At 71.9% G+C, this 18,548-nt stretch carries 18 protein-coding genes; 7 read left to right on the forward strand and 11 right to left on the reverse strand.

The features are described 5' to 3' along the window. Positions 1 to 297: 297 nt before the first annotated feature. Positions 298 to 1,590: a hypothetical protein gene (locus ACFZCD_RS02505; protein ID WP_391827048.1), complete on the reverse strand. Its 1,293-nt coding sequence runs from the start codon at positions 1,588 to 1,590 to the stop codon at positions 298 to 300. Positions 1,591 to 1,807: 217 nt separating this feature from the next. Then, on the reverse strand, positions 1,808 to 1,933 hold the full coding sequence (locus ACFZCD_RS02510) for a hypothetical protein (protein ID WP_391827050.1): 126 nt from the start codon (positions 1,931 to 1,933) through the stop codon (positions 1,808 to 1,810). 268 nt (positions 1,934 to 2,201) lie between these two features. Here ACFZCD_RS02510 and ACFZCD_RS02515 point away from each other — a divergent pair, with 268 nt between their 5' ends. Next, positions 2,202 to 4,775: an MXAN_6230/SCO0854 family RING domain-containing protein gene (locus ACFZCD_RS02515; protein WP_391827052.1), complete on the forward strand. Its 2,574-nt coding sequence runs from the start codon at positions 2,202 to 2,204 to the stop codon at positions 4,773 to 4,775. An 8-nt stretch (positions 4,776 to 4,783) separates the two neighbouring features. Here the strand turns inward: ACFZCD_RS02515 and ACFZCD_RS02520 are convergent, their stop codons facing one another. Genes ACFZCD_RS02520 through ACFZCD_RS02530 form a run of 3 tightly spaced genes read right to left on the reverse strand, consistent with a single transcriptional unit; the run spans position 4,784 to position 6,399 of the window. Next, on the reverse strand, positions 4,784 to 5,074 hold the full coding sequence (locus ACFZCD_RS02520; protein WP_391827054.1) for a DUF3817 domain-containing protein: 291 nt from the start codon (positions 5,072 to 5,074) through the stop codon (positions 4,784 to 4,786). 2 nt (positions 5,075 to 5,076) lie between these two features. Next, positions 5,077 to 5,631, reverse strand: a complete 555-nt coding sequence (locus ACFZCD_RS02525) for a hypothetical protein (protein ID WP_391827055.1) — start codon at positions 5,629 to 5,631, stop codon at positions 5,077 to 5,079. Between the two features lie 57 nt (positions 5,632 to 5,688). Beyond that, complete coding sequence (locus ACFZCD_RS02530) at positions 5,689 to 6,399, reverse strand: DJ-1/PfpI family protein (RefSeq protein ID WP_391827057.1); 711 nt, start codon at positions 6,397 to 6,399, stop codon at positions 5,689 to 5,691. Positions 6,400 to 6,616: 217 nt separating this feature from the next. On the opposite strand from ACFZCD_RS02530, the gene ACFZCD_RS02535 reads away from it, so the two are divergent. The 4 genes from ACFZCD_RS02535 (at position 6,617) to ACFZCD_RS02550 (ending at position 10,336) form a co-directional block, all read left to right on the forward strand. Further along, positions 6,617 to 7,558, forward strand: coding sequence for a GlxA family transcriptional regulator (locus ACFZCD_RS02535; RefSeq protein WP_391827059.1), 942 nt, complete (start codon positions 6,617 to 6,619; stop codon positions 7,556 to 7,558). 127 nt (positions 7,559 to 7,685) lie between these two features. Further along, the gene (locus ACFZCD_RS02540; protein ID WP_391827061.1) at positions 7,686 to 9,281 is read left to right on the forward strand and encodes an amidase; all 1,596 of its coding nucleotides are present in this window, start codon (positions 7,686 to 7,688) and stop codon (positions 9,279 to 9,281) included. Positions 9,282 to 9,349: 68 nt separating this feature from the next. Further along, on the forward strand, positions 9,350 to 9,676 hold the full coding sequence (locus ACFZCD_RS02545) for an antibiotic biosynthesis monooxygenase family protein (protein ID WP_391827063.1): 327 nt from the start codon (positions 9,350 to 9,352) through the stop codon (positions 9,674 to 9,676). 144 nt (positions 9,677 to 9,820) lie between these two features. Next, positions 9,821 to 10,336, forward strand: coding sequence for a hypothetical protein (locus ACFZCD_RS02550; protein WP_391827065.1), 516 nt, complete (start codon positions 9,821 to 9,823; stop codon positions 10,334 to 10,336). 61 nt (positions 10,337 to 10,397) lie between these two features. On the opposite strand, the gene ACFZCD_RS02555 is transcribed toward ACFZCD_RS02550, so the two are convergent. The 4 genes from ACFZCD_RS02555 to ACFZCD_RS02570 form a co-directional block, all read right to left on the reverse strand. Continuing rightward, the gene (locus ACFZCD_RS02555) at positions 10,398 to 10,847 is read right to left on the reverse strand and encodes a cupin domain-containing protein (RefSeq protein ID WP_391827067.1); all 450 of its coding nucleotides are present in this window, start codon (positions 10,845 to 10,847) and stop codon (positions 10,398 to 10,400) included. A gap of 69 nt (positions 10,848 to 10,916) precedes the next feature. Beyond that, positions 10,917 to 11,291, reverse strand: coding sequence for a hypothetical protein (locus tag ACFZCD_RS02560; RefSeq protein WP_391827069.1), 375 nt, complete (start codon positions 11,289 to 11,291; stop codon positions 10,917 to 10,919). A 131-nt stretch (positions 11,292 to 11,422) separates the two neighbouring features. Then, on the reverse strand, positions 11,423 to 11,803 hold the full coding sequence (locus tag ACFZCD_RS02565; RefSeq protein WP_391827071.1) for a VOC family protein: 381 nt from the start codon (positions 11,801 to 11,803) through the stop codon (positions 11,423 to 11,425). A 186-nt stretch (positions 11,804 to 11,989) separates the two neighbouring features. After that, positions 11,990 to 12,661 carry a MerR family transcriptional regulator gene (locus ACFZCD_RS02570; protein WP_391827072.1) on the reverse strand — a complete coding sequence of 224 codons (672 nt, stop codon included), beginning with the start codon at positions 12,659 to 12,661 and terminating at the stop codon, positions 11,990 to 11,992. Positions 12,662 to 12,793: 132 nt separating this feature from the next. On the opposite strand from ACFZCD_RS02570, the gene ACFZCD_RS02575 reads away from it, so the two are divergent. Continuing rightward, on the forward strand, positions 12,794 to 14,134 hold the full coding sequence (locus ACFZCD_RS02575) for a YhgE/Pip domain-containing protein (protein WP_391827074.1): 1,341 nt from the start codon (positions 12,794 to 12,796) through the stop codon (positions 14,132 to 14,134). Positions 14,135 to 14,485: 351 nt separating this feature from the next. Next, on the forward strand, positions 14,486 to 15,949 hold the full coding sequence (locus ACFZCD_RS02580) for an alpha/beta fold hydrolase (RefSeq protein WP_391827076.1): 1,464 nt from the start codon (positions 14,486 to 14,488) through the stop codon (positions 15,947 to 15,949). A gap of 69 nt (positions 15,950 to 16,018) precedes the next feature. Here ACFZCD_RS02580 and ACFZCD_RS02585 read toward each other — a convergent pair whose 3' ends face one another. After that, positions 16,019 to 17,242: a cytochrome P450 gene (locus ACFZCD_RS02585; protein ID WP_391827078.1), complete on the reverse strand. Its 1,224-nt coding sequence runs from the start codon at positions 17,240 to 17,242 to the stop codon at positions 16,019 to 16,021. Between the two features lie 58 nt (positions 17,243 to 17,300). Next, on the reverse strand, positions 17,301 to 18,548 hold the full coding sequence (locus ACFZCD_RS02590) for a cytochrome P450 (protein WP_391827080.1): 1,248 nt from the start codon (positions 18,546 to 18,548) through the stop codon (positions 17,301 to 17,303).

Below are 18,548 nucleotides of genomic sequence, written 5' to 3' on the forward strand. Positions count from 1 at the left end.
TTGATCCAAGGGGTTACCCGGCAGTGGGAACAATCGGTTACCGGACATTGTCGGGACGGGTGCCGGAGATAATGAACAAGCCATATGCGAAACGGGGGCCGTGCTGATTCTTCTCGTATAAATGCGCAGCACGGAGCGGCAAGGGGACGATGTGGCCGGAGATACCGAATTCCTGTCGGCACCGGTGGTGTGACCGGCCGGAAACCCGTCCGGCGGCCGCATAAGGGAATGGCGCTTTGTCGCCGGTGCCGGGCCCGGCGGGAACCCGGGCCCGGCACCGCACTCCGCGGCTCGCTCCTACCGCTTGGTGACCGTCACGTCGCCCTGGACCGCGATCGCGTCACCGAAGCGCACGAGCGTCAGGTCCGCCGGTGTCACGTCGAGGTGGACGGGGTCGACGTCGATGGGGATGGCCGGGAACGTGCCCACCTCGAACTCGATGCCGCGCAACGCGTTCCGGACGACGTCGCCGAACGTCGACGAGAGGGAGTTGACGACCCAGGAGAAGATCATGCTCACGATGTCGCCGCGCGTGGGCTCGAGCTTGAGGTCGAAGGAGCTCACGTCCACGGCCGTGGCCTTGAGCGTGGTCCCCGACATCGCCAGGGTGAGCGTGACCGTGGGGTCGGGCTCCAGGCGCAGGTCGTAGAACGCGTCCGTCGACGTGCCCCAGATCCACTTGATGCCGGCGCTCCCGCTCCCGGACACGGCGGCGTGGACGCGTACGGCCGGCTCGTCCGCCCACACCACCTCGCACCGGACGTTGTGCACGGCGATCGTCGCGTCGTAGTACGCGCTGCTGCCCGCGAAGTCCTTGTGGTCGCCGGCGGGAAAGGTCTTCCCTTCCAGGTACGCCGTGGCCACTTGCGCGATCCGCTCGACCGCGTCCTGCCCGAGCAGGGCGAAGAACGGGCGCTGGGGCCAGCTGTCGGGGAAGGGGGGCTTCGGGATGCCGTGCTCCAGCAGGTTCAGGGCGGCCATGGCCCGCTGCGGCTGGATGACGGGGACGGGCGTCGACAGCGACAGACCCGGGATCTGCGGCGCGGGGAGCGTGATGCCCGACAGGACGGCCCTGGACTGCTCCAGGACGTTGGGGAGCACCACCTTGTCCAGGAAGATCTTGTCGACCTTGCGGGGCGCGTCGGCGGTGGCCTTGAGGGGGTTCAGGCTGAACAGGCCCGTGCCGGACGTCGTGGCCTGGACGTCGACCGTCACCGCGATGTCCTCCTCGACGGGGTTCCCGCCGCCGGAGTCGACCTTCACGTGGACCAGGGGCAGCCGCACCTGGAAGGTGCTCGTGTCGAGCGAGTCGCGCAGAGCGGCGACGTGTTCCCCCAGTTCGGCCTCGGTGAGCCGGCCGGCGGCTCCGCCCGTGGTGAGTTGTGCCCGTAAGGCGTCCTCGGACTGCGCCGGCGGGGTCAGATGGAAGACCGGGGCCTCCTTGACGTCCCAGGACACCGTGAACGTGGTGCCCTCCACGTCGAACGGCTGGGAGCCGGTGAAATACCGCGGATAGAGCTGCCCGTAGACCTCCCTGGACGTCTCGTTCACGATGCCGACATCGGCTCCGACCATGAGGTCGTAATTCATGTCTGCTCCTTTTTCGAATCTTTGTCCGAGGTGGGGGTGGGGTGCGCAGGAGAAAAGCCGGATCGCGGGGGGCGAACCGGCAACTCCGGGCGTTCTCCGGGTATCACCCGGCGGCTCAACAGATCATCGAACGATGACGCGGGCCGGGCAAGACCGCGTGAATTCGGCCCGCTGCTTGGCGAAATATCGCCCGCGGCTTGATTTCACGGGCGCGCGGTTACGCGGCTCCGCCGGCCGGTCGTTGTTCCGTCAGCCGCTGCGCGTGGACGTCCTCGCCCTTCTGCCGCATCAGGTCGTCCAGGACCTCCTCGGTGCCCTGATAGCCGCAGACGGTGCCGGACAAGGCTGGTGCGGGGCGGGGCCGCCGCGAAAGGTGGGAGAGGGGGCGGAAGATCGTTCCTTGCCACGCGACGCACGCGGACGAAACAGGCCGCCGACCGCGGGGCGCCGCCGGAAAAACTATTGGAACGCATGATCTACGCATCGCTAAAGTGTGCTGTGCGGGGGCGGCTCCGCAGGCGTGCTTCCTTCTCACTCTCCGACATCCGTAGCGCGCCCACTCTCCGCCCCCGCCCTCACATTCCACGACCCCCCGGGGGACCTGCTTGTCCGTGCCGTCGTCGCTCGCGCCCGTCCTGTTCCGCCGTCTCCGGACGGTCTACGTCGACAGCGCCGGGCCGCGACCCGGCGACGCGCCGACCACGGAGGGCCTGGTCGCCCTCGAAGCCGAGCTCCTCGACCGGGGTTTCACCCTCACCGCAGCCCTCCACTCCGCCCTCGCCTGGCTCGGCCCGGCGGGCCTGGCGGAAGCGGGCAAGGAGCTGCTCGGCATCATCGACGCCGAACTGGGCGCCGACCGCCCCCACATGCCGCTCTTCCGCAGCTTCCCGGCCTCCGTGCCCGACGACACCTTCCGGCTCTACGTCGACCGGGTCTTCACCGTCCTCCTCCAGTGGCCCGAGCAGCCGTGCGTGCTCTGCGGCACCAGCGGGTCCGTGCACGCCGTATCGCCCTGCGCCCATCTGGTGTGCCGCAGTTGCCGGGACGGTGCCGACTACTCCGGCTGCCCGATCTGCCACCGCCGCACCGACCCCGGCGATCCCTTCCTGAAACCGTCCCCTCCCGCCCGGGCCGTCGAGACGCCCGGCGGCCCGCTGCGCCCCCTCGTCCGCGGCATCGACGCGACCGCCGACGCCGCCCGCGCGCTCCGGCGCCTGCTGGCCCGCCGCACGCCCCTGCCCCCGCAGGACCGTGCCGACGCGAAGGTGCTCCTCGCCCACACGCCCACGGATCTCGGCTGGCTCCCGGACGACATCCCGGTGCGGGAGACCAAGGCCCTCGTCCTGGGCACCCTGTTGAAGGACCGGCGCACCCGCGCGACCGTACGGCCCCTGCTGGCCGAACGGCTGACGACCGCCACCGACGTCCTGCGGCTGCTCGCCGTCTGGTCCGGCGGCGAGGCCGGCCTCCTCGACGACCGGCCTATCCGCTCCCTGCCCCGCGCGCTGCGGCGCGACCTCCTCGCCGTCCTGGACGGCCTGGACCCCGCCTCCCTCGTCGAAGACGTGCTGCGCCACTCCGTGCGGTGGAAGCGCGCCGCCGAGACGCTGCACCCCTACGAACAGTACGCGCGCCATCCGAAGGCCGCCCTCGCGTTCGCCGTGCTGCGCGCCACCGACACCTCCGCCGGACCTCTGGGCGCCGCACTGCTGCGCACCGCCGCCGCCCACCCGCGGGCGGTGCGCGCCGACGGCAACCGCATCAAGGCCGCCACCTGGCTGGGCCGCGTCGAGCAGGCCCTCGCCGGCCACGACCCTGACGCCGCCGTCGCCCTCCTCGCCCGGCGCCCCGGCGAACTGCTGCGCCGCCTCGACCACGTGCTGCGCTCCTCGCCCGGCGGCGCGCCCACCCCCGTCCTCACGGCGGTCCTGGCCGACGGGCTGGCCGCCGCAGGCCCGGGACCGCTGCTCGCCGCCCTCGGACGCCTGAGGATCCGGCACGTGCCCGGCGGGCGGAGGGTGTTCTTCCCGCGCGGCCGGGTCACCCACTCGTACACGACCGACGACACGCGTGCCCCACTCCCCGCCGCCACCGTCGAGCAGGTCTGCGGACTCCTGGAGCGGGAAGTGCTGCGCCGCCTGGGCCGCGGCAGCGAGGACGGGCGTGGCGGCGGGCGTTACGACATGGCCGTCCTGGACGAGGCGCTGAGCGGCCTCGCCGTGCCGTCCGCGGAGGGCGCCGCCGCCAAGACGCTAGTCTCGTTGCCCCGCGGCAGCACGCAACCGCTGCCCGCCGGCGAGGTGCTGCGGATGTTCCTGCACTGGACCGAGCCGGCGAAGACGCGGGTCGACCTGGACCTGTCAGTGGCGTTCTACGACGCCGACTGGTCGTTCGCCGGCCTCTGCGACTACACCAACCTCGTGTACGGGGAGCGAGCCGCCGTCCACTCCGGCGACCTGACCTCCGCGCCCGCCCCGCGCGGCGCGACCGAGTACGCCGACCTCGACCTGGCGGCGCTGGCAGCGGCCGGGGTGCGGTTCGCCATGCCCATCGTCTTCAGCTTCAACAACATCCCCTTCGAGCGGCTCCTCGACGCCTTCGCGGGATTCATGACCCTGCCCTCGGCCGGGAACCGCGACGCCCGGTACGACCCGCGGACCGTCCGCCAGCGCTACGACCTGGCCGGCGACTCCCGGATCCACGTACCGATGCTGGTCGACCTCCAGCAGCGCACGTTCCTGTGGACCGACCTCCACCTGCCGCAGTCCGAGGGCTTCCACAGCGTGTACCGGCACAGCGCCGACCTGGGCCGGGCCGGAAAGGATCTCCACCAGTACTTCACGGAGGGCCGCACCACGCTGTGGGACCTGGCCGTCTGGCACGCGAGTGCGCGGGCGCCCCGGGTGGCGGTCCTGCGCGGCGACGACCTGTGGCGTTACGAACGCGGCCCGGACGAGGACGCCGCCGGCTTCGCCGCACGGATCCGGACCCTCGCCGCACCGGACGCCGTCGAGCCCGCGGATCCGCAGTGCGCGTGCGGCCGCCGGGTGTTCCTCGCGCTCGTCGAGGGCGACTTCGCCCTCACGCAGGCCGAGGGCACGGTCTACCGGCTGCTGCCCGGCCCGGTGGACGGCTGCGGGCTGGACCGGGTGACGGCGGGCGATCTCGTCGCAGCCCTCGGCTGACCGTGCGTTCAGCCTCGCGACCGCGACGCGGAGAGGGGCGCTGGCTCCGGCGTTCGGCGGTGGAGTCGGCGCAGCGCGAGGAGGCCGCCGATGCCGGGGACGAAGGCGCTCGCCTTGGTGGCCGGTGAGGCGCCCGCGACGCGCCACGTCGCCACGACGACGAACAGGTACGCGCAGCCGTGGGTGGGCCCCATCAGGGAGGAGACGGGGCGCAGGTGGACGGTCGCGAGGTTGGCCAGCATGACGACGAGTGAGGCGAGTTCGGCGTTCGCGGCGATACGGAGGGGGCGGAGGTTCACGGTCACGCTCCTGTGGTGGAGCCGGGGCGGATGACCATCAGGACGGTGACCGTCGCCCACAGCAGGTTGAAGATGCCGGTGTGCATGGCCAGCCGGCCGGTCGTACGGCTGACAGGGCTCGCGACCGGGGATATGGCCGGGCTCGCGGCCGGGCTCCCGAGCGGGGGCGTTTTCGGGGGCGCGGCCGGGGTCGTGACCGGGCCGGAGTGCGCGTCCTGCACGGAGGCGAGTTCGCGCTCCTGTGCGGGCAGGACGAGCAGGGCCAGGACGCCCGCGGCCGCGGCGGTCAGGGCGATCGAGACGATCAGCCAGCCGCTGCCCAGCACGCCGAGACTGCCGGCCGTGGCGAACCCGAAGACGGGTACGGCGATGCCGGCGACGGCGTACACGCGGCAGATGCGGTGCAGCAACCGCAGCGTGGCGAGCGACGGGCGGCCGTCGCCGGCCTCCTGGCGGGCGCGGCGCAAGGCCGCCGGGAACATGCTGGCCGCCACGGTGACGGGCCCGACGGCCACGACGGCGGCCAGCACGTGCAGGGAGAGGAAGAGCTTCGTCATGTACCGGCCTCGGCTTCGGCTTCGAACATCATGGTGCTGGGCATCCTCGATCGTGGTTCACAGGCCCACCGGCACCGGACCGCTCGCCCGCCAGACCGTGCCCCGCCGCTCGTGGGCGAACAACTCCTCGACGGCGTGGGCGATCCGGGGGCCGGTTTCGCGCTCCAGCAGGTACAGGGCCAGGTCGAGCCCGGAGGTGACGCCGGCGCCGGTGACGAGGTCGCCGTCGTCCACGACGCGGGCGCGGACCGCGTGGGCGCCGGTGGCGGCGAGCGCGTCCATCGCCGTGTGATGGGAGGTCGCGTAACGGCCCTCCAGCAGGTCGGCCATCGCCAGGAGCAGGGAGCCGCCGCAGACGGTGGCGACGAGCACGTCCGTACGGTCCATCGCCTCCTTCAGCAGGCCGGGGAGGGCGGTGGTCAGGGCGCGGCCCAGCAGTACGGAGATGAATTCGTCCTGCCGTTCACCTGTACCCGCGCTGCCGGCTCCGGGCGCTTCGCCGTGCGCCTCGCCGAGTCCGCTGGGTTCGCCCAGGCGGCCCGAGGCGCCGGGGACGAGGATCAGGTCCGCCCGCGCGGGGTCCAGTGCGGCTGTCGCGCGCAAAGGCGTGCGCCCCGTGCCGCTCACCACCTCGCGCGGCCCTTCGGCGGACACCAGCTCCACGCTCACGGCTCCGCCCGACGCCGCGCCCCCGGCGTACAGCACCTCGTAGGGCGCGATGACATCGAGCGGATCGAAGCCGTCGAACAGGACGATCTGTGCGTGCATGGAATGTCCTTCATGTGAGGTGACGGCCGGTCCGTCCCGGCCCGGACCCCGACGATAGGCAAGCGCCGCAACGCCTCCCAGTGGCGGGAGTGACACCTTTCAACGGAAAATTGCCAGGCCGGTCGCAGCCAGGAATCGGCCTGACAGACCCGGTAGCAGCCCGGTCGGCAGGCTTCGGGACTGACCGCGCCGCACGGCGGTCACGTATGTTCCTGCCATGCACACCGTCGCCGTACTCGCGCTGGACCGGGTCATCCCCTTCGACCTGTCCACCCCGATCGACGTCTTCGGCCGCACCCGCCTGCCGGACGGACGCCCCGGCTACCAGGTCCGGGTCTGCGCCGCGCAGCCGGAGACCGACGCCGGGGCCTTCGCGCTGCGCGCGCCGTGGGGCCTGGAAGGACTCGAGGGCGCCGACACCATCGTCGTGCCAGGCACCACCGACCCCGCGGCGCCGCTGCCCGCGGACGTGCGTGACGCGCTGCGCGCGGCGGCCCGGGCCGGTACGCGCATCGCCTCCATCTGCACCGGCACCTTCCCCCTCGCCGCCACCGGCCTGCTCGACGGCCTGCGCGTCACCACCCACTGGATCGCCGCCGGCCTGCTGGCCGCCACCTACCCCGGGCTGTCGGTCGACCCGGACGTGCTGTACGTCGACAACGGGCAGTTCCTCACCTCGGCCGGAGCCGCGGCCGGCCTGGACCTGTGCCTGCACATGATCCGCCGCGACTACGGCTCCGCCGTCGCCGCCGACGCCGCCCGGCTGTCCGTGATGCCGCTGGAACGCGAGGGCGGGCAGGCGCAGTTCATCGTGCACGACCACACGTCGCCCGCCCCGCAGGGCTCCGCGCTGGAGCCCCTGCTCGCCTGGCTCCACGACAACCTCGCCCGCAACCTCGCCCTCGACGACATCGCCACCCACGCCGGCATGAGCACCCGCACCCTGATCCGCCGCTTCCGCGAGCACACCGGCACCACCCCGCTCCAGTGGCTCCACCGCGCCCGCATCCGCCGGGCCCAGCACCTCCTGGAAACCACGCAGCACTCCGTCGAACGCATCGGCACCCAGGTCGGCTTCGGCTCCCCGACCGCCTTCCGCGACCGCTTCAAACGGACGACCGGCGTCAGCCCCCACACGTACCGGCGGACCTTCAGCTGACGCCCGGCGAGACGACTCCGCAACGGCGAGGCACAGCAAACAGCAAACCAGAGCAAGGGAAGGCGGCCCGGCCCGTGCTGCGAGGCACCCTTGCGCCACGCACCGGCCGTGTAGTCCGCTGATTCCCATGGGGAAGAAGAGCATTGCCGCACTCGTCGCCGCCCTGACCGCAGGAACCCTCCTCGCAAGCGCCCCGGACCCCGCGGCCCGGGCCGCCGCCGGCCCCGGCAGCCCGCAGCCGGCCGGTCCGTTACGGGCCCTCGGCATCGACCTCGACACGGTCACGATTCCCGAACTCCAGACCCGCATGGCCGGCGGTTCCCTGACCTCGTCGGCGCTCACCGCCGCCTACCTGCAGCGGATCGAGGACGTCGACCCGAAGATCAACGCGGTGCTGCGCACCAACCCGGCGGCGCTGCGCCAGGCCGCTGCCAGCGATGCCCGGCACCGGCGCGGCGCCGCGCGCGGTCCGCTCGACGGCATCCCCGTGCTGCTCAAGGACAACATCGACACCCGCGACCTGCCGACCACGGCCGGATCGCTCGCCCTCGCCGGGCGCCCTCCGGCCGAGGACGCCGCCCTGGTGACCCGGCTGCGCGACGCCGGGGCCGTGATCCTCGGCAAGACCAACCTGTCCGAGTGGGCCAACTTCCGTGCGGCGAAGCCGACCTCCGGCTGGTCGGCTGTGGGCGGGCAGACCCGTAACCCGTACGTCCTCGACCGGAACCCGTGCGGGTCGTCCTACGGATCGGCCGCCGCCCTCGCCGCGTCGCTGGCACAAGTGGCGATCGGCACCGAGACGGACGGCTCCATCGTCTGCCCGGCCGGAATGAACGGGGTGGTCGGGCACAAACCCAGTCTCGGCCTGGTCAGCCAGTCGGGCGTCGTGCCGATCTCCGCCGAGCAGGACACCGCCGGGCCGCTTGCCCGCAACGTGACCGACGCGGCGCTCACTCTCGCGGTGCTCAGCGGCCGCAGCGCGTCCAGCGCCATCGGGCTCGACGGCCTTACGGGCGGTCCGGTGAGACCTGGTGGTCTCCGCGGCAAGCGCATCGGCCTGTGGCGGCTGCCCTCCCTCGGACCGCAGGTCGACGCCCTGATGACCCGTACGGCGCAGAAACTGCGCAGCGCGGGAGCCGAAGTCGTCGAGGTGACGCCCCCGCACCAGGAACGGCTCGCCCAACTCGAATACCCCGCCCTGCTCAGCGAGTTCCACCGCGACATCGACACCTATCTCGCCACGCGCAACGGCCCCCGCAACCTCAGGGAACTGATCGACTTCAACCGCACCCACCCCGCGGAGCAGACGTGCTTTGCCGGCCAGGAACTGTTCGAGCAGGCCCTCACCGCGCCTCCGACTACCAGCCGGGAATACCGGGCGATGCGCGCCGAGCTGAAGGACCTCTCCCGGCGCTCCCTGGACGAAACCCTCGCCACCCACCGCCTGGACGCCATTGCCTCGCCCACGAACCCGCCCGCCTGGACGACCGACTGCGCACGCGGCGACAACGACGTGATCCCGTCCTCCACCCCCGCGGCCGTGGCCGGCTACCCGTCACTGTCGGTGCCTGCCGGTTTCGTGAACGAGCTGCCCGTAGGCATCCTCCTCATGGCCGGCAACCACCAGGACGCCCGCCTCCTGTCGCTGGGAGCCGCAGTGGAACACCACCTGCACGCCTGGCGCGCCCCGCGCTACCTCCCTTCCGTGGGAACAGACCTGTAGCAGCCTGATCCGCGCCGCCGGGCCCCGGAAAATTCCTTGCCGGCCGTGCTCTGGGGCAGGATGTGCCCATGAGCATCGTGAAGATCAACGCCCTGACCGTCCCCGCCGAGCAGCGCGAGGTGCTGGAGCAGCGTTTCGCTTCCCGGGCGGGCGCCGTGGAGGGCTCCGACGGGTTCGAGTGGTTCGAACTGCTGCGGCCGCTCGAGGGGACCGACCAGTACCTCGTCTACACCCGGTGGCGCAGTGAGGAGGACTTCCAGAAGTGGATGGAGGGGCCCATGAAGGCTGCGCACCAGGGCGGTGGCGAGGGCGCGCCCAAGCAGCGCCCCGCGGCGTCCGGCTCCACCGTGTGGACCTTCGAGGTCGTCCAGCAGGCGGCACCCAAGAAGAGCTGACCTGCGGCCGAGTCCGCCTCCACACCCCATGGTTCGGTGCAGTGCTGCGGGGGTAGGAATGCTTTTCGATTCCGGTCCGGCAGTCCGATGGCACAGAACCCGGGAGGGCTCATGCTGTGCGCTTTTGGCTTCGAGCGTGTCGGTGTGGTCGCAAGCGACCTCTATTTCGTCGACCCGAACCCGATCCCCGGCCAGGAGGGCGCGGAGCGAGGCGTGCGCCTGGAGGTACGTCTGCTGGAGCGGGGGCCGCTGACGGGCACGATCTACGCCGCCCGGCCCATCGTCATCGACCGTCCCGTGTGGCGGGCCGACCTCCTGGGGTCCGCCTCCGGGCCCGCCGGCAATCTGGATCGCGCCCATCACCACCCGCGGTTCGACGACTGGAACCCGGGCGCGCGCGTCTTCGGCGAGGAGCTGTCGGCGGATCCCCTGAAGTGGGTGGCCGGCCGGCTTTCGGACCTCGACGGGCTCCTGGCCGAGGCGGGCGTCCCCGGCGGTCAGGCCGGCCCGAACGACCCGGCCCAGCTGCGCAGCGCGGTGCCGGACATCATGGCAGCCGTGCACAGGCTGCTGGACGGCGTGGCGAAGGGAGAGCTCGCGGTCCCGCCGGCCGAAGCCGCGAGCGGTCAGCTGACCAGCGCGCGCGTGAGCTGGCTGTGAGCCGGATGAACCGGATGTGCCGGGTGGACGCGGCGGCCGAGTGGCAGGGACCCGGGAACGGTCAGCCCTCGTCCAGCAGGTGAAAGTCCTCGAAGGCGAAGCCCGGTGAGACGACGCAGCTGACCAGGACCTCGTCGTCGCCGGCGGGCTGAGCGCGCTGCCAGGCGCCGGGGGGAACGACCGCCTGCAGTTGCTGGCCCCGTGACAGGTCGGGTCCCAGCACCACCGTGGAGGGCGCGGCATCCGGCTCCTTCCCGGTGCCCCCTATGTCGAGGTGCAGGGGTCCGCCGCGATGCCACAGCCAGATCTCGGCAGAGCGCACCGTGTGCCACCGGGACCGGTCTCCTGCTTCCAGGAGGAAGTAGATGGCCGTGCAGGCGCTGCGACTTCCTGGATAGCCCTCCGGGCTGACCTCCACATCGCTGCGCCAGGTCTCCCGGTACCAGCCTCCTTCCGGATGGGGACGGAGGTCCAGCAGTTCCGCGGTCGCCGGTCGGTGACTGTCCGTCATGGACGACTGCCCTTCGTGGGACGACTGTCCTTCGTGGGACGACTGCCGTTTATGCGCGCCCGCCCTCCCTCAGTGCTCGCGGAAGCCGCCGAGGAAGCGGCGGAAGAGGCCGCCCTCCCGGGGCAGAGGGGCGGACGGCGGGGGAGCGGTGGGCCGCTCGCGGGCGATCGGCTGGTCGTAGTCCGTCCGGGCGATCGCGTCGACGGTCCGGTCGAGGTCGAAGCTCCCGGAGTCCTCGATGGCCGGCACGAAGCCGACCAGGACGCCGTCCCGCATGACCTGCGCCTCAAGAGCGGCGGTGTCATCCGTATCCCAGACGGCCTCGCGGCCGTCGTGCAGGACCACCCGCACGCCGATCCGGTAGACGCCCTCGCGGGCCAGGTGGGCGTTGATGCCGCGCTCCCGCAGCGCGTCCACCACCCGGAGCGCTCGGTTCTCCTCCATACGGCCACGATAACGCCGCCCGGGCGGCGATACGACGGGGCTCGGAGGGCGGAGGCCTGCAGGCGCTGTCCCGCTTCGCCGGCGGGGCCTGCCCGTTTGCGCACGGCAAGCGCCCGCCTGGCGGAAGGAGTTCAGTGCGTACGGGTGAAGAACTCCAGGTTGTGCCCGTCGGGGTCGTTGACGTAGAAGCCGCGGCCCCCGTTCATGTTGTTCAGCTCCTGCGGCTGCTTGTGGTACGGGTCGGCCCAGTAGGGCAGTTCGCGCTCCTGGACGCGGGCGAAGATCGCGTCGAACTCCTCGTCCGAGACGTGGTAGGCGAAGTGCTGCATCTGGATCTGATCGGCCGGAATGAAGTGGTCGGCGTAGTCGATGGTCACGCCGTTGTCGAGGCGAATGGCGGCGAAGGGGCCGTTGACCTCGGGCTCGGACACTCCCAGGAGCTCCGTGAGGAAGCGGGCGCCTTCGAAGCGGTGGGTGCTGTTGACGACGGTGTGGTCAAGGCGGATGGGCATCCGGAGCTCCTCGGAGAATGTCTGAGGTAAGGGTCAGTATCGGTGAGCACCCCTGACATTAGCCAGCCCGCCACCCCGGCGCATCAGACCTTGGGCCTAGGTCCACTGCTCTGACATGGGAACTTCGAACTGCCCGCCCGCGCAAGGCATTCGCTTGTCCGGCAAGGCGTCAATCCCGGCGCCCGCTCACTCCCCGTACTCCGGGTTCTCCCCCGCGACCCGGCGGCGGACCTGGTCCTCCTGGGCGAGGCGCCGCAGCAGTTCGACGACGGGGGCGGTGAGGGCGAAGACGACCACGGAGTGCTCGGCCAGGGCCGCCGGGTCGTCGATGGCGGCCGCGTGTTCCAGGTCGAGGCGGGCGATGGAGCGGGCGAGCTCCGCATAGGCGACGAGGCCGTCCGCCTGGTAGCCCGCGCCCGCGCCGAGCCGCTTGAGCTCCTTCAGCGCCGTGGTCAGCCCCAGGGCGTGGGGGGAGGTCTCGGGGACCTGCCAGTCCATGGCGGCGATCAGCTCGGCGACGTCCGCCTCGGCCGCCGCCCGGGCCTCCGCCTCCCGGTCGCCGTCCCCGGTCGGGGACTCCGCGATGGGGACGGGCAGGGCGTAGCTGATCGCCCCGAGGGTGCCTTCGGTGGTGTGGGCCTTGTCGACCGCGGCCAGGGCCTCGCGCGTGGCGGCGATGGACAGGCCGCCGAGCGTGGTCAGTGCCTTGATCAGCCGCAGCCGCTGGACGTGCTCCTCCCCGTACTCGGCCAGCGTCGCGGCCGTCGCCCGGCCGGCGGGCAGCAGGCCTTCGCGCCGGAAGTACTTGATGCTGGCGACCGGCACGCCGGTTCTGCGGCTGAGCTCCGAGATCTTCATGCGGCTTCCTCGCTGGTGGTGCGACCGGGCGTCCCGCTGCGACGACTGGACACCTCATGCTAGATACTGCAACTATCTAGCAGCTGGATATCCTCACTATCTAGTTACTCATAGTAACCCTCCGGAGCGTCAATGCCTTCCCCCCAGCCCCCTTCCGTACTCCGCAGTCCCCGGCTGTGGATCGGCACGGGCCTCATCCTCGCGGTGATCGCCGCCCTGTTCTCCCTGCTCTATGTGGGCGGCAACGTGAACCCCAAGGGCAACCTGCGGGACCTGCCGGTCGCGCTGGTCAACAGTGACGCCGGCGCCGAGGTCAAGGGCAAGCCCCTCAACCTCGGGGACCAGGTCGTCTCCGGCATCAAGAAGTCCGCCGAGAGCAACCACAGCTTCTCCTGGCAGGTCATGAGCCGGCAGGAGGCCGACAAGAAGCTCGGCCAGGGCAAGGTGTTCGGCGCCCTCGTCGTGCCGCGCAACTTCACCGCCGCCGTGGCCGGGCTGTCCGCTCCGCAGCAGACCAAGGCCGTCCGGCCGGCCCTGACCGTGCTGACCAACCAGTCGGCGGGCAGCATCGGCTCCTCCATGGCCAGCCAGGCCACGCAGAAGGCCGCCCACGCCGCCTCCGCCCAGCTCGGCAAGGAACTCGTCGGCCGCGCCGAGAGCCAGGGAGCCAAGCTCGCCCCGGCCGCCCAGCTGATGCTCGCCGACCCCGTCACCGTGCAGGTGGAGGACGGCCACCCGCTCGGCACGCACAGCGCCATGGGCCTGAGCGCCTTCTACTACGCGCTGGTCCTGGTCGTCTGCGGCATGCTCGGCGCCAACGCGATCACCTCCCAGGTCGACACCGCCCTCGGCTACCTGCACACCGACTTCGGCCCGTTCCGCCAGCGCATGCCCCTCCGGCCCACGAGCCGGGTGCGCACCCTGGCCGTCGGCAGCGTCCTCATGCTCGGCCTGTCCGTCCTCATGGGCTCCCTGGTGGAAGGCGCCACGGTCGGCATCCTCGGCATGGACGCCTCCCACCTCGGCCTGCTGTGGCTCTACTCCGTGGGCACGATCGCCGTCGTCGGCGTGAGCGCCCTGGCGCTGCTCGCCGCCTTCGGCACCCCCGGCATGCTGATCTCGACCATCGTCTTCGTCGCCATGGCCGTTCCCTCCTCCGGAGCGACCGTGCCGCTGCAGGCGCTGCCCGACTTCTTCCGCACGCTCTCGGAGTTCGAGCCGCTGCGTCAGATCACCGGCGGCACGCGCGCCATCCTCTACTACGACGCGCAGGCCGACGCCGGCCTCTCCCGTGCCTGGATCTCCATGGGCATCGCCTTCGCCGCCTCCGTCCTCTTCGGCTTCGGCGTCACCCGCTTCTACGACCGCAAGGGCCTGCACCGCCACCCGCGCCCCGAGGAAGCGGCCGAAGGGACCGGAGCGGACGAGGCGGCCGGATCCGCCGACGCCGCCCCGGCACCCGCCACGGCCTGAGCCGTACGAGCGGCATCCCGCCGCTGAACCGCACCCCGTGAATGAGCGCCGTGCCCTCCGCACGGCGCTCATTCGCGTCTCCGCCACCGCGCGTGCGACCCCGGCCCATTCAGGCCCCCGGCCCATTCGAGCCCCCGTCCCATTCGGCCGCCCCCGCGTGGCGGAGCCCGTACGCGCGCTGAACGATGCTGCGCGCAGGCGTTCAACGGAGCCGGGCGGCACGCGGCAGCGGCGGCCCAGTCGGGAGACACGGTGGCGGACGGCAGCCCGAACAACGACAGCCCGCCCGGGCGCGGCCGGCACGCACGGTCGCCCCGGGGCCTCGCCCAGTGGTGGCGCCGGAGGTCCGTCATGCACCGTCGGTTCCTCGTGGCGGGCGTCTGCATGGCCGTGGGCGCGGTCGGCCTCGGCGGACTCATGACCCTCCGCGGGCTCGGGGCCCCGAGCGCGACCTGCGACGACAAACCCACCGACATCACCACCAGCGACTACGCGCTGGACTTCGCCGTTCCCTCGGGCCTCATGCCCGACCCGCAGTTCAACGGGCAGAAGGCGCAGGTGCAGGTGCACCGCGTGCAGCCCGTGTACGAGCACGGCAGGTGCGAGCAGACGCCCGCCCGGGCAGCGGTCCTCATCCACGGCCGTACGGTCACCGGATCGGTGGTCTTCGACCTCAAGGGCAAGGACCAGGACAACAACAAGCTGAGCCTGCAGCGGGAGCTGGCGGCGGCGGGCATCGACTCCTTCGCACCGAGCCTGCTGGGCTACGGTCAGTCCACGCGGTTCGCCAACGGCCTGGACGACCCCCACAACGCGAGCCTGAGGGCCTACAACACCGACGGCAGCTGTGCCTTCCCGGAGGGGTGCGACCGTACCCACAACCCCGTCTTCCCGCTCGACGACCAGGGCAAGAAGCTCGCGACCAACCCGTTCGCCGGGCAGAGGTTCCCCCACTCCAGCAAGGTGCGCTTCGCGACCACGGACACATGGGTGCGCGACGTCCGCCAGGTCATCGACGACGCCATCGCCAAGGCCGGGCCGACGGACGGCAAGGTGACCCTCCTGGGGTACTCGCTCGGCGGGAACCGCGTCGGGCGGACCCTGTACGCGGCCAACCCCAACCCGCTGCTGCCCAACAGCGCGGCCACGATCGCGAAGGTCAACCGTGCCGTCTTCGTGTCGTCGTTCTACGGCGGGCCGACCGAGGAGACGACCCCGGCGCAGGGATTCGTGTCCTTCCCCCTCACGCTCACCGACCGCAAGGGGTCGGACAGCGGGTGGAACCTGGCCTCGGGGACGAGCGAGGCGGACTGCTCCGGCCACGTCGTGGCGGGCAGCCAGGACGAGACCTGGAAGGAACTCATGCAGGAGGACGGCGCGGGAAGGGACTGGGGTGGCGACGATTCCCACCACCCCGCCGGCCTCTTCCGCTCGCCGACCTTCTCCACCTTCGGCTGGAACGACACGGTCGCGGGGCAGCTGTCCGTACCGACGCTGGTCATGCACGGCATCGACGACGGCATCCTGCCCGTGAGCACCTCGAACTCCCTCTACAACGCTCTCCCGGCGACGATGAACAACAAGGTGCTGGTCCAGGTCAAGTGCGCGAGCCACTCCTGGCCGGCCGAGGGCTGCACGGGCAGCCGCTGCAAGCCTGCGGCCCCCGCAACGGTCTACGGGCAGGCGCCCGGCACGTCATGGGCGGGGCCGCACGCCACGCTCAAGGCGGCCCTGATCGAGTGGATGACGAAGGGCACCTTCAACGGGAAGGCGAACGGCAAGTTCACGGTGGACAAGAGCGGAGTGGTCCAGTAGCCGCGGGCGGTGCCGGGCCGTGACCCGTACGGTGGCGGCGCGCTCCGCCACCGTACGGGACGGCTGTGCTCACCAGGTGACGGGCAGCCCCGCGGGCATGATGGCCATGCGGTTGGGCACCCAGGGGACCTCCTCCGCGGGCACCGCCAGGCGCAGGTCCGGCAGATGGCCGAGCAGGGTCAGGAACGCCGTCTCGGACTGGCGGCGGACCAGGTGCGCGCCCGGGCAGTGGTGGCGCCCGTAGCCGAAGCGCAGATGGGGGTTGGGCGACCGGGTGGGGTCGAAGTCCTCGGGGTCGGTGAAGGCCTCGGGGTCGAAGTTGACGGCGTCGAGGGCGAGCAGGAGCAGGTCGCCCTCCTTGACGGCCGCGGTGCCGAGCTTGTCGTCCTGGGTGACGAAGCGCGGGATCGCGTTGCCCAGGACGACGCTGCAGCGCAGCAGCTCCTCCACGCACTGCGGCATGAGCTCCGGCCTGGCCCGCAGGGCGGCCGTGAGCTCCGGGCGCCGGAGGAGGTTGAGGGCCGCGACGCCGAGGAAGCTCGCGAAGTCCTCGTAGCCAGTGACGAAGAGCATGGCCGCGATGTTGGAGAACTGCTTCTCGTCGAGCGCCTGCTGCCTGCCGTCGAGCTCGTCGCGGTCGTTGAGGTCGGCGAGGCGGTCCAGGAGGCCGCGGGGCCGGGCCGGGCGGGCGCTGGTGTACTCGTGCATGTAGAGGCGGAGCTCCTCCCAGTTGCGGGCGAGCTCCTCGTCGGTGGGCGTCTTCATGGTCAGGTCGAGGTCGGCGCGGGCGGCCAGCCAGTGGCGGTCCTCGAAGGGCAGGCCGAGCAGGCGGCACATGCACTGCGCGGCGACCCATTCGGCGAAGTGGTGCTGGAGGTCGCCGGGGGCGCCCTCGTGGACCATCGCGTCCAGGCCCTGGACGGTGACCTCGGCGACCCAGTCGGCCGGCAGGTCCGGCTGCTTGCGGCTGAGGGCCTTCAGGATCTCGTCGCGCAGCCCGGCGCGCTGCAGGTGGTTCATGGCGTCCAGCAGCTCGGGCGCGAGGATCGGGGCGTCCTGGGTGGGGCCGCCGGGCACGCCCAGCACCGAGCGGGCGAACTTGCGGTCCCGCAGCACCTGCTGGGCGAGCTCGTAGCCGGTGATCAGCCAGGCCTCGCCGCCCGCGTTGGTACGGACCCGGGCCACGGGGCAGCGGCGCTGGAGGTCGTGGAGTTCGGGAGCGAGCCGGTCGCCCCGGTCGCTGAAGGGGTAGTGGGGCAGAGCCTGTTCCGGTACGGACACGGTGCTGGTCACCTTTCGAGGGGCGTTCGAGGGCGGTACGGACGAGGGTGGGCTCCGGGCGCGGGCGGCATCACCAGCGGACGGGCAGCCTGGCCGGGGCGCGCAGCGGAGTGGACTCGTCCCAGGGCAGGGAGTCCGCCGGCTCGGCGAGCTCCAGGCCCGGCAGCTTCTCCAGCAGCACCTGCAGGGCGACGGACAGCTGCAGCCGGGTCAGATGGGCCCCGGTGCAGTAGTGGGGCCCGTAGCCGAACGCGGTGTGGGCGTTGGGCGAGCGGCCCAGGTCGAGCCGGTCCGGGTCGGGGAACGCGGCCGGGTCGCGGTTGGCGGAGGCGATCACCGGGAGGACCGCGTCACCGGCCCGGATCCGCTGGCCGTGCAGGGTGAAGTCCTCCAGGGCGACGAGGACGTTGATGGCGTTCATCAGCGGGACGTACCGCAGCAGCTCCTCCACTGCGATGTCGATGCCGTCCGGGTCGTCGCGCAGCCGACGGAGCTGACCGGGGTGGGCGAGCAGCGCCAGCAGGGCGTTCCCGGTGTGCTGGATGTTGGTCTTGTAGCCCGCCATGAGCATGGTGACGACGAAGCTGACGACGTCGTCGCGGGTCAGGTCGCCGCCCTTCCGCCGGCTCTCGGCGAGGAGGAGGCAGACGTAGTCGTCCCCGCCCTCCTTCTCCTTGCGGTCGATCAGGCCGGACGCGTAGTCCTGGAGGGCGTACAGCGCCGCGAGGATCTCCTCCATGGGCAGGCCGGCGGCGCTGAGCAGGGTGAGGGTGTGCGGCAGGTAGAGGTCGCGGTCCTCGTGCGGCAGGCCGGTCGTCTCGCACAGCACCCGCAGCGGCAGGGGCTCGGCGAAGGACGCCACGAGGTCCGCCGTCCGGTCCTCGGCGCCGCGCACCATGTCGTCGACGAGCTCCTCCGCCATGGCCCGGATCCGCGGTGCCATGAACTCCAGCCGCCGGCGGCCGAAGAGCGGAGACACGGCGCGGCGGACCCGGCTGTGGTGCTCGCCGGTCATCTCCAGGAAGGTGGGCAGGCACGGCGGCGGGGCGTCCGCGCCTTCCTGCGGCGGCCAGGCGGAGAGCAGGGGCCGGGTCAGCCGGGGGTCGGCGAAGGCGGCGCGCACGTCCTCGTGGCGGCTGATGAGCCAGCCGGTCTCGCCGTTGGGCATGAGCGCCTTGACGACGGGCTGCTCGGTGCGCAGGCGTGCGTAGGCGCAGGGCGGCCCGGGGTCGGCGGGGTCGAAGGCCGGGACGGGCATGGGGTCACCAGTGGTGCCGGTGGCGCCGCCGGTCTCTTCGATGGCTGTCGTGTCGGTCAT

The organism is Streptomyces sp. NPDC008001 (assembly GCF_042958085.1).
Classification (GTDB): Bacteria; Actinomycetota; Actinomycetes; order Streptomycetales; family Streptomycetaceae; genus Streptomyces.

Bases quoted from the DNA above. Each gene is read 5' to 3' on its own strand.
- ACFZCD_RS02505 (WP_391827048.1), bottom strand. From the start codon at position 1,590: ATGAATTACGACCTCATGGTCGGAGCCGATGTCGGCATCGTGAACGAG.
- ACFZCD_RS02525 (WP_391827055.1), bottom strand. From the start codon at position 5,631: ATGACGAAGCTCTTCCTCTCCCTGCACGTGCTGGCCGCCGTCGTGGCC.
- ACFZCD_RS02530 (WP_391827057.1), bottom strand. From the start codon at position 6,399: ATGCACGCACAGATCGTCCTGTTCGACGGCTTCGATCCGCTCGATGTC.
- ACFZCD_RS02535 (WP_391827059.1), top strand. From the start codon at position 6,617: ATGCACACCGTCGCCGTACTCGCGCTGGACCGGGTCATCCCCTTCGAC.
- ACFZCD_RS02540 (WP_391827061.1), top strand. From the start codon at position 7,686: ATGGGGAAGAAGAGCATTGCCGCACTCGTCGCCGCCCTGACCGCAGGA.
- ACFZCD_RS02545 (WP_391827063.1), top strand. From the start codon at position 9,350: ATGAGCATCGTGAAGATCAACGCCCTGACCGTCCCCGCCGAGCAGCGC.
- ACFZCD_RS02555 (WP_391827067.1), bottom strand. From the start codon at position 10,847: ATGACGGACAGTCACCGACCGGCGACCGCGGAACTGCTGGACCTCCGT.
- ACFZCD_RS02560 (WP_391827069.1), bottom strand. From the start codon at position 11,291: ATGGAGGAGAACCGAGCGCTCCGGGTGGTGGACGCGCTGCGGGAGCGC.
- ACFZCD_RS02565 (WP_391827071.1), bottom strand. From the start codon at position 11,803: ATGCCCATCCGCCTTGACCACACCGTCGTCAACAGCACCCACCGCTTC.
- ACFZCD_RS02570 (WP_391827072.1), bottom strand. From the start codon at position 12,661: ATGAAGATCTCGGAGCTCAGCCGCAGAACCGGCGTGCCGGTCGCCAGC.
- ACFZCD_RS02575 (WP_391827074.1), top strand. From the start codon at position 12,794: ATGCCTTCCCCCCAGCCCCCTTCCGTACTCCGCAGTCCCCGGCTGTGG.
- ACFZCD_RS02580 (WP_391827076.1), top strand. From the start codon at position 14,486: ATGCACCGTCGGTTCCTCGTGGCGGGCGTCTGCATGGCCGTGGGCGCG.
- ACFZCD_RS02590 (WP_391827080.1), bottom strand. From the start codon at position 18,548: ATGACCGACACGACAGCCATCGAAGAGACCGGCGGCGCCACCGGCACC.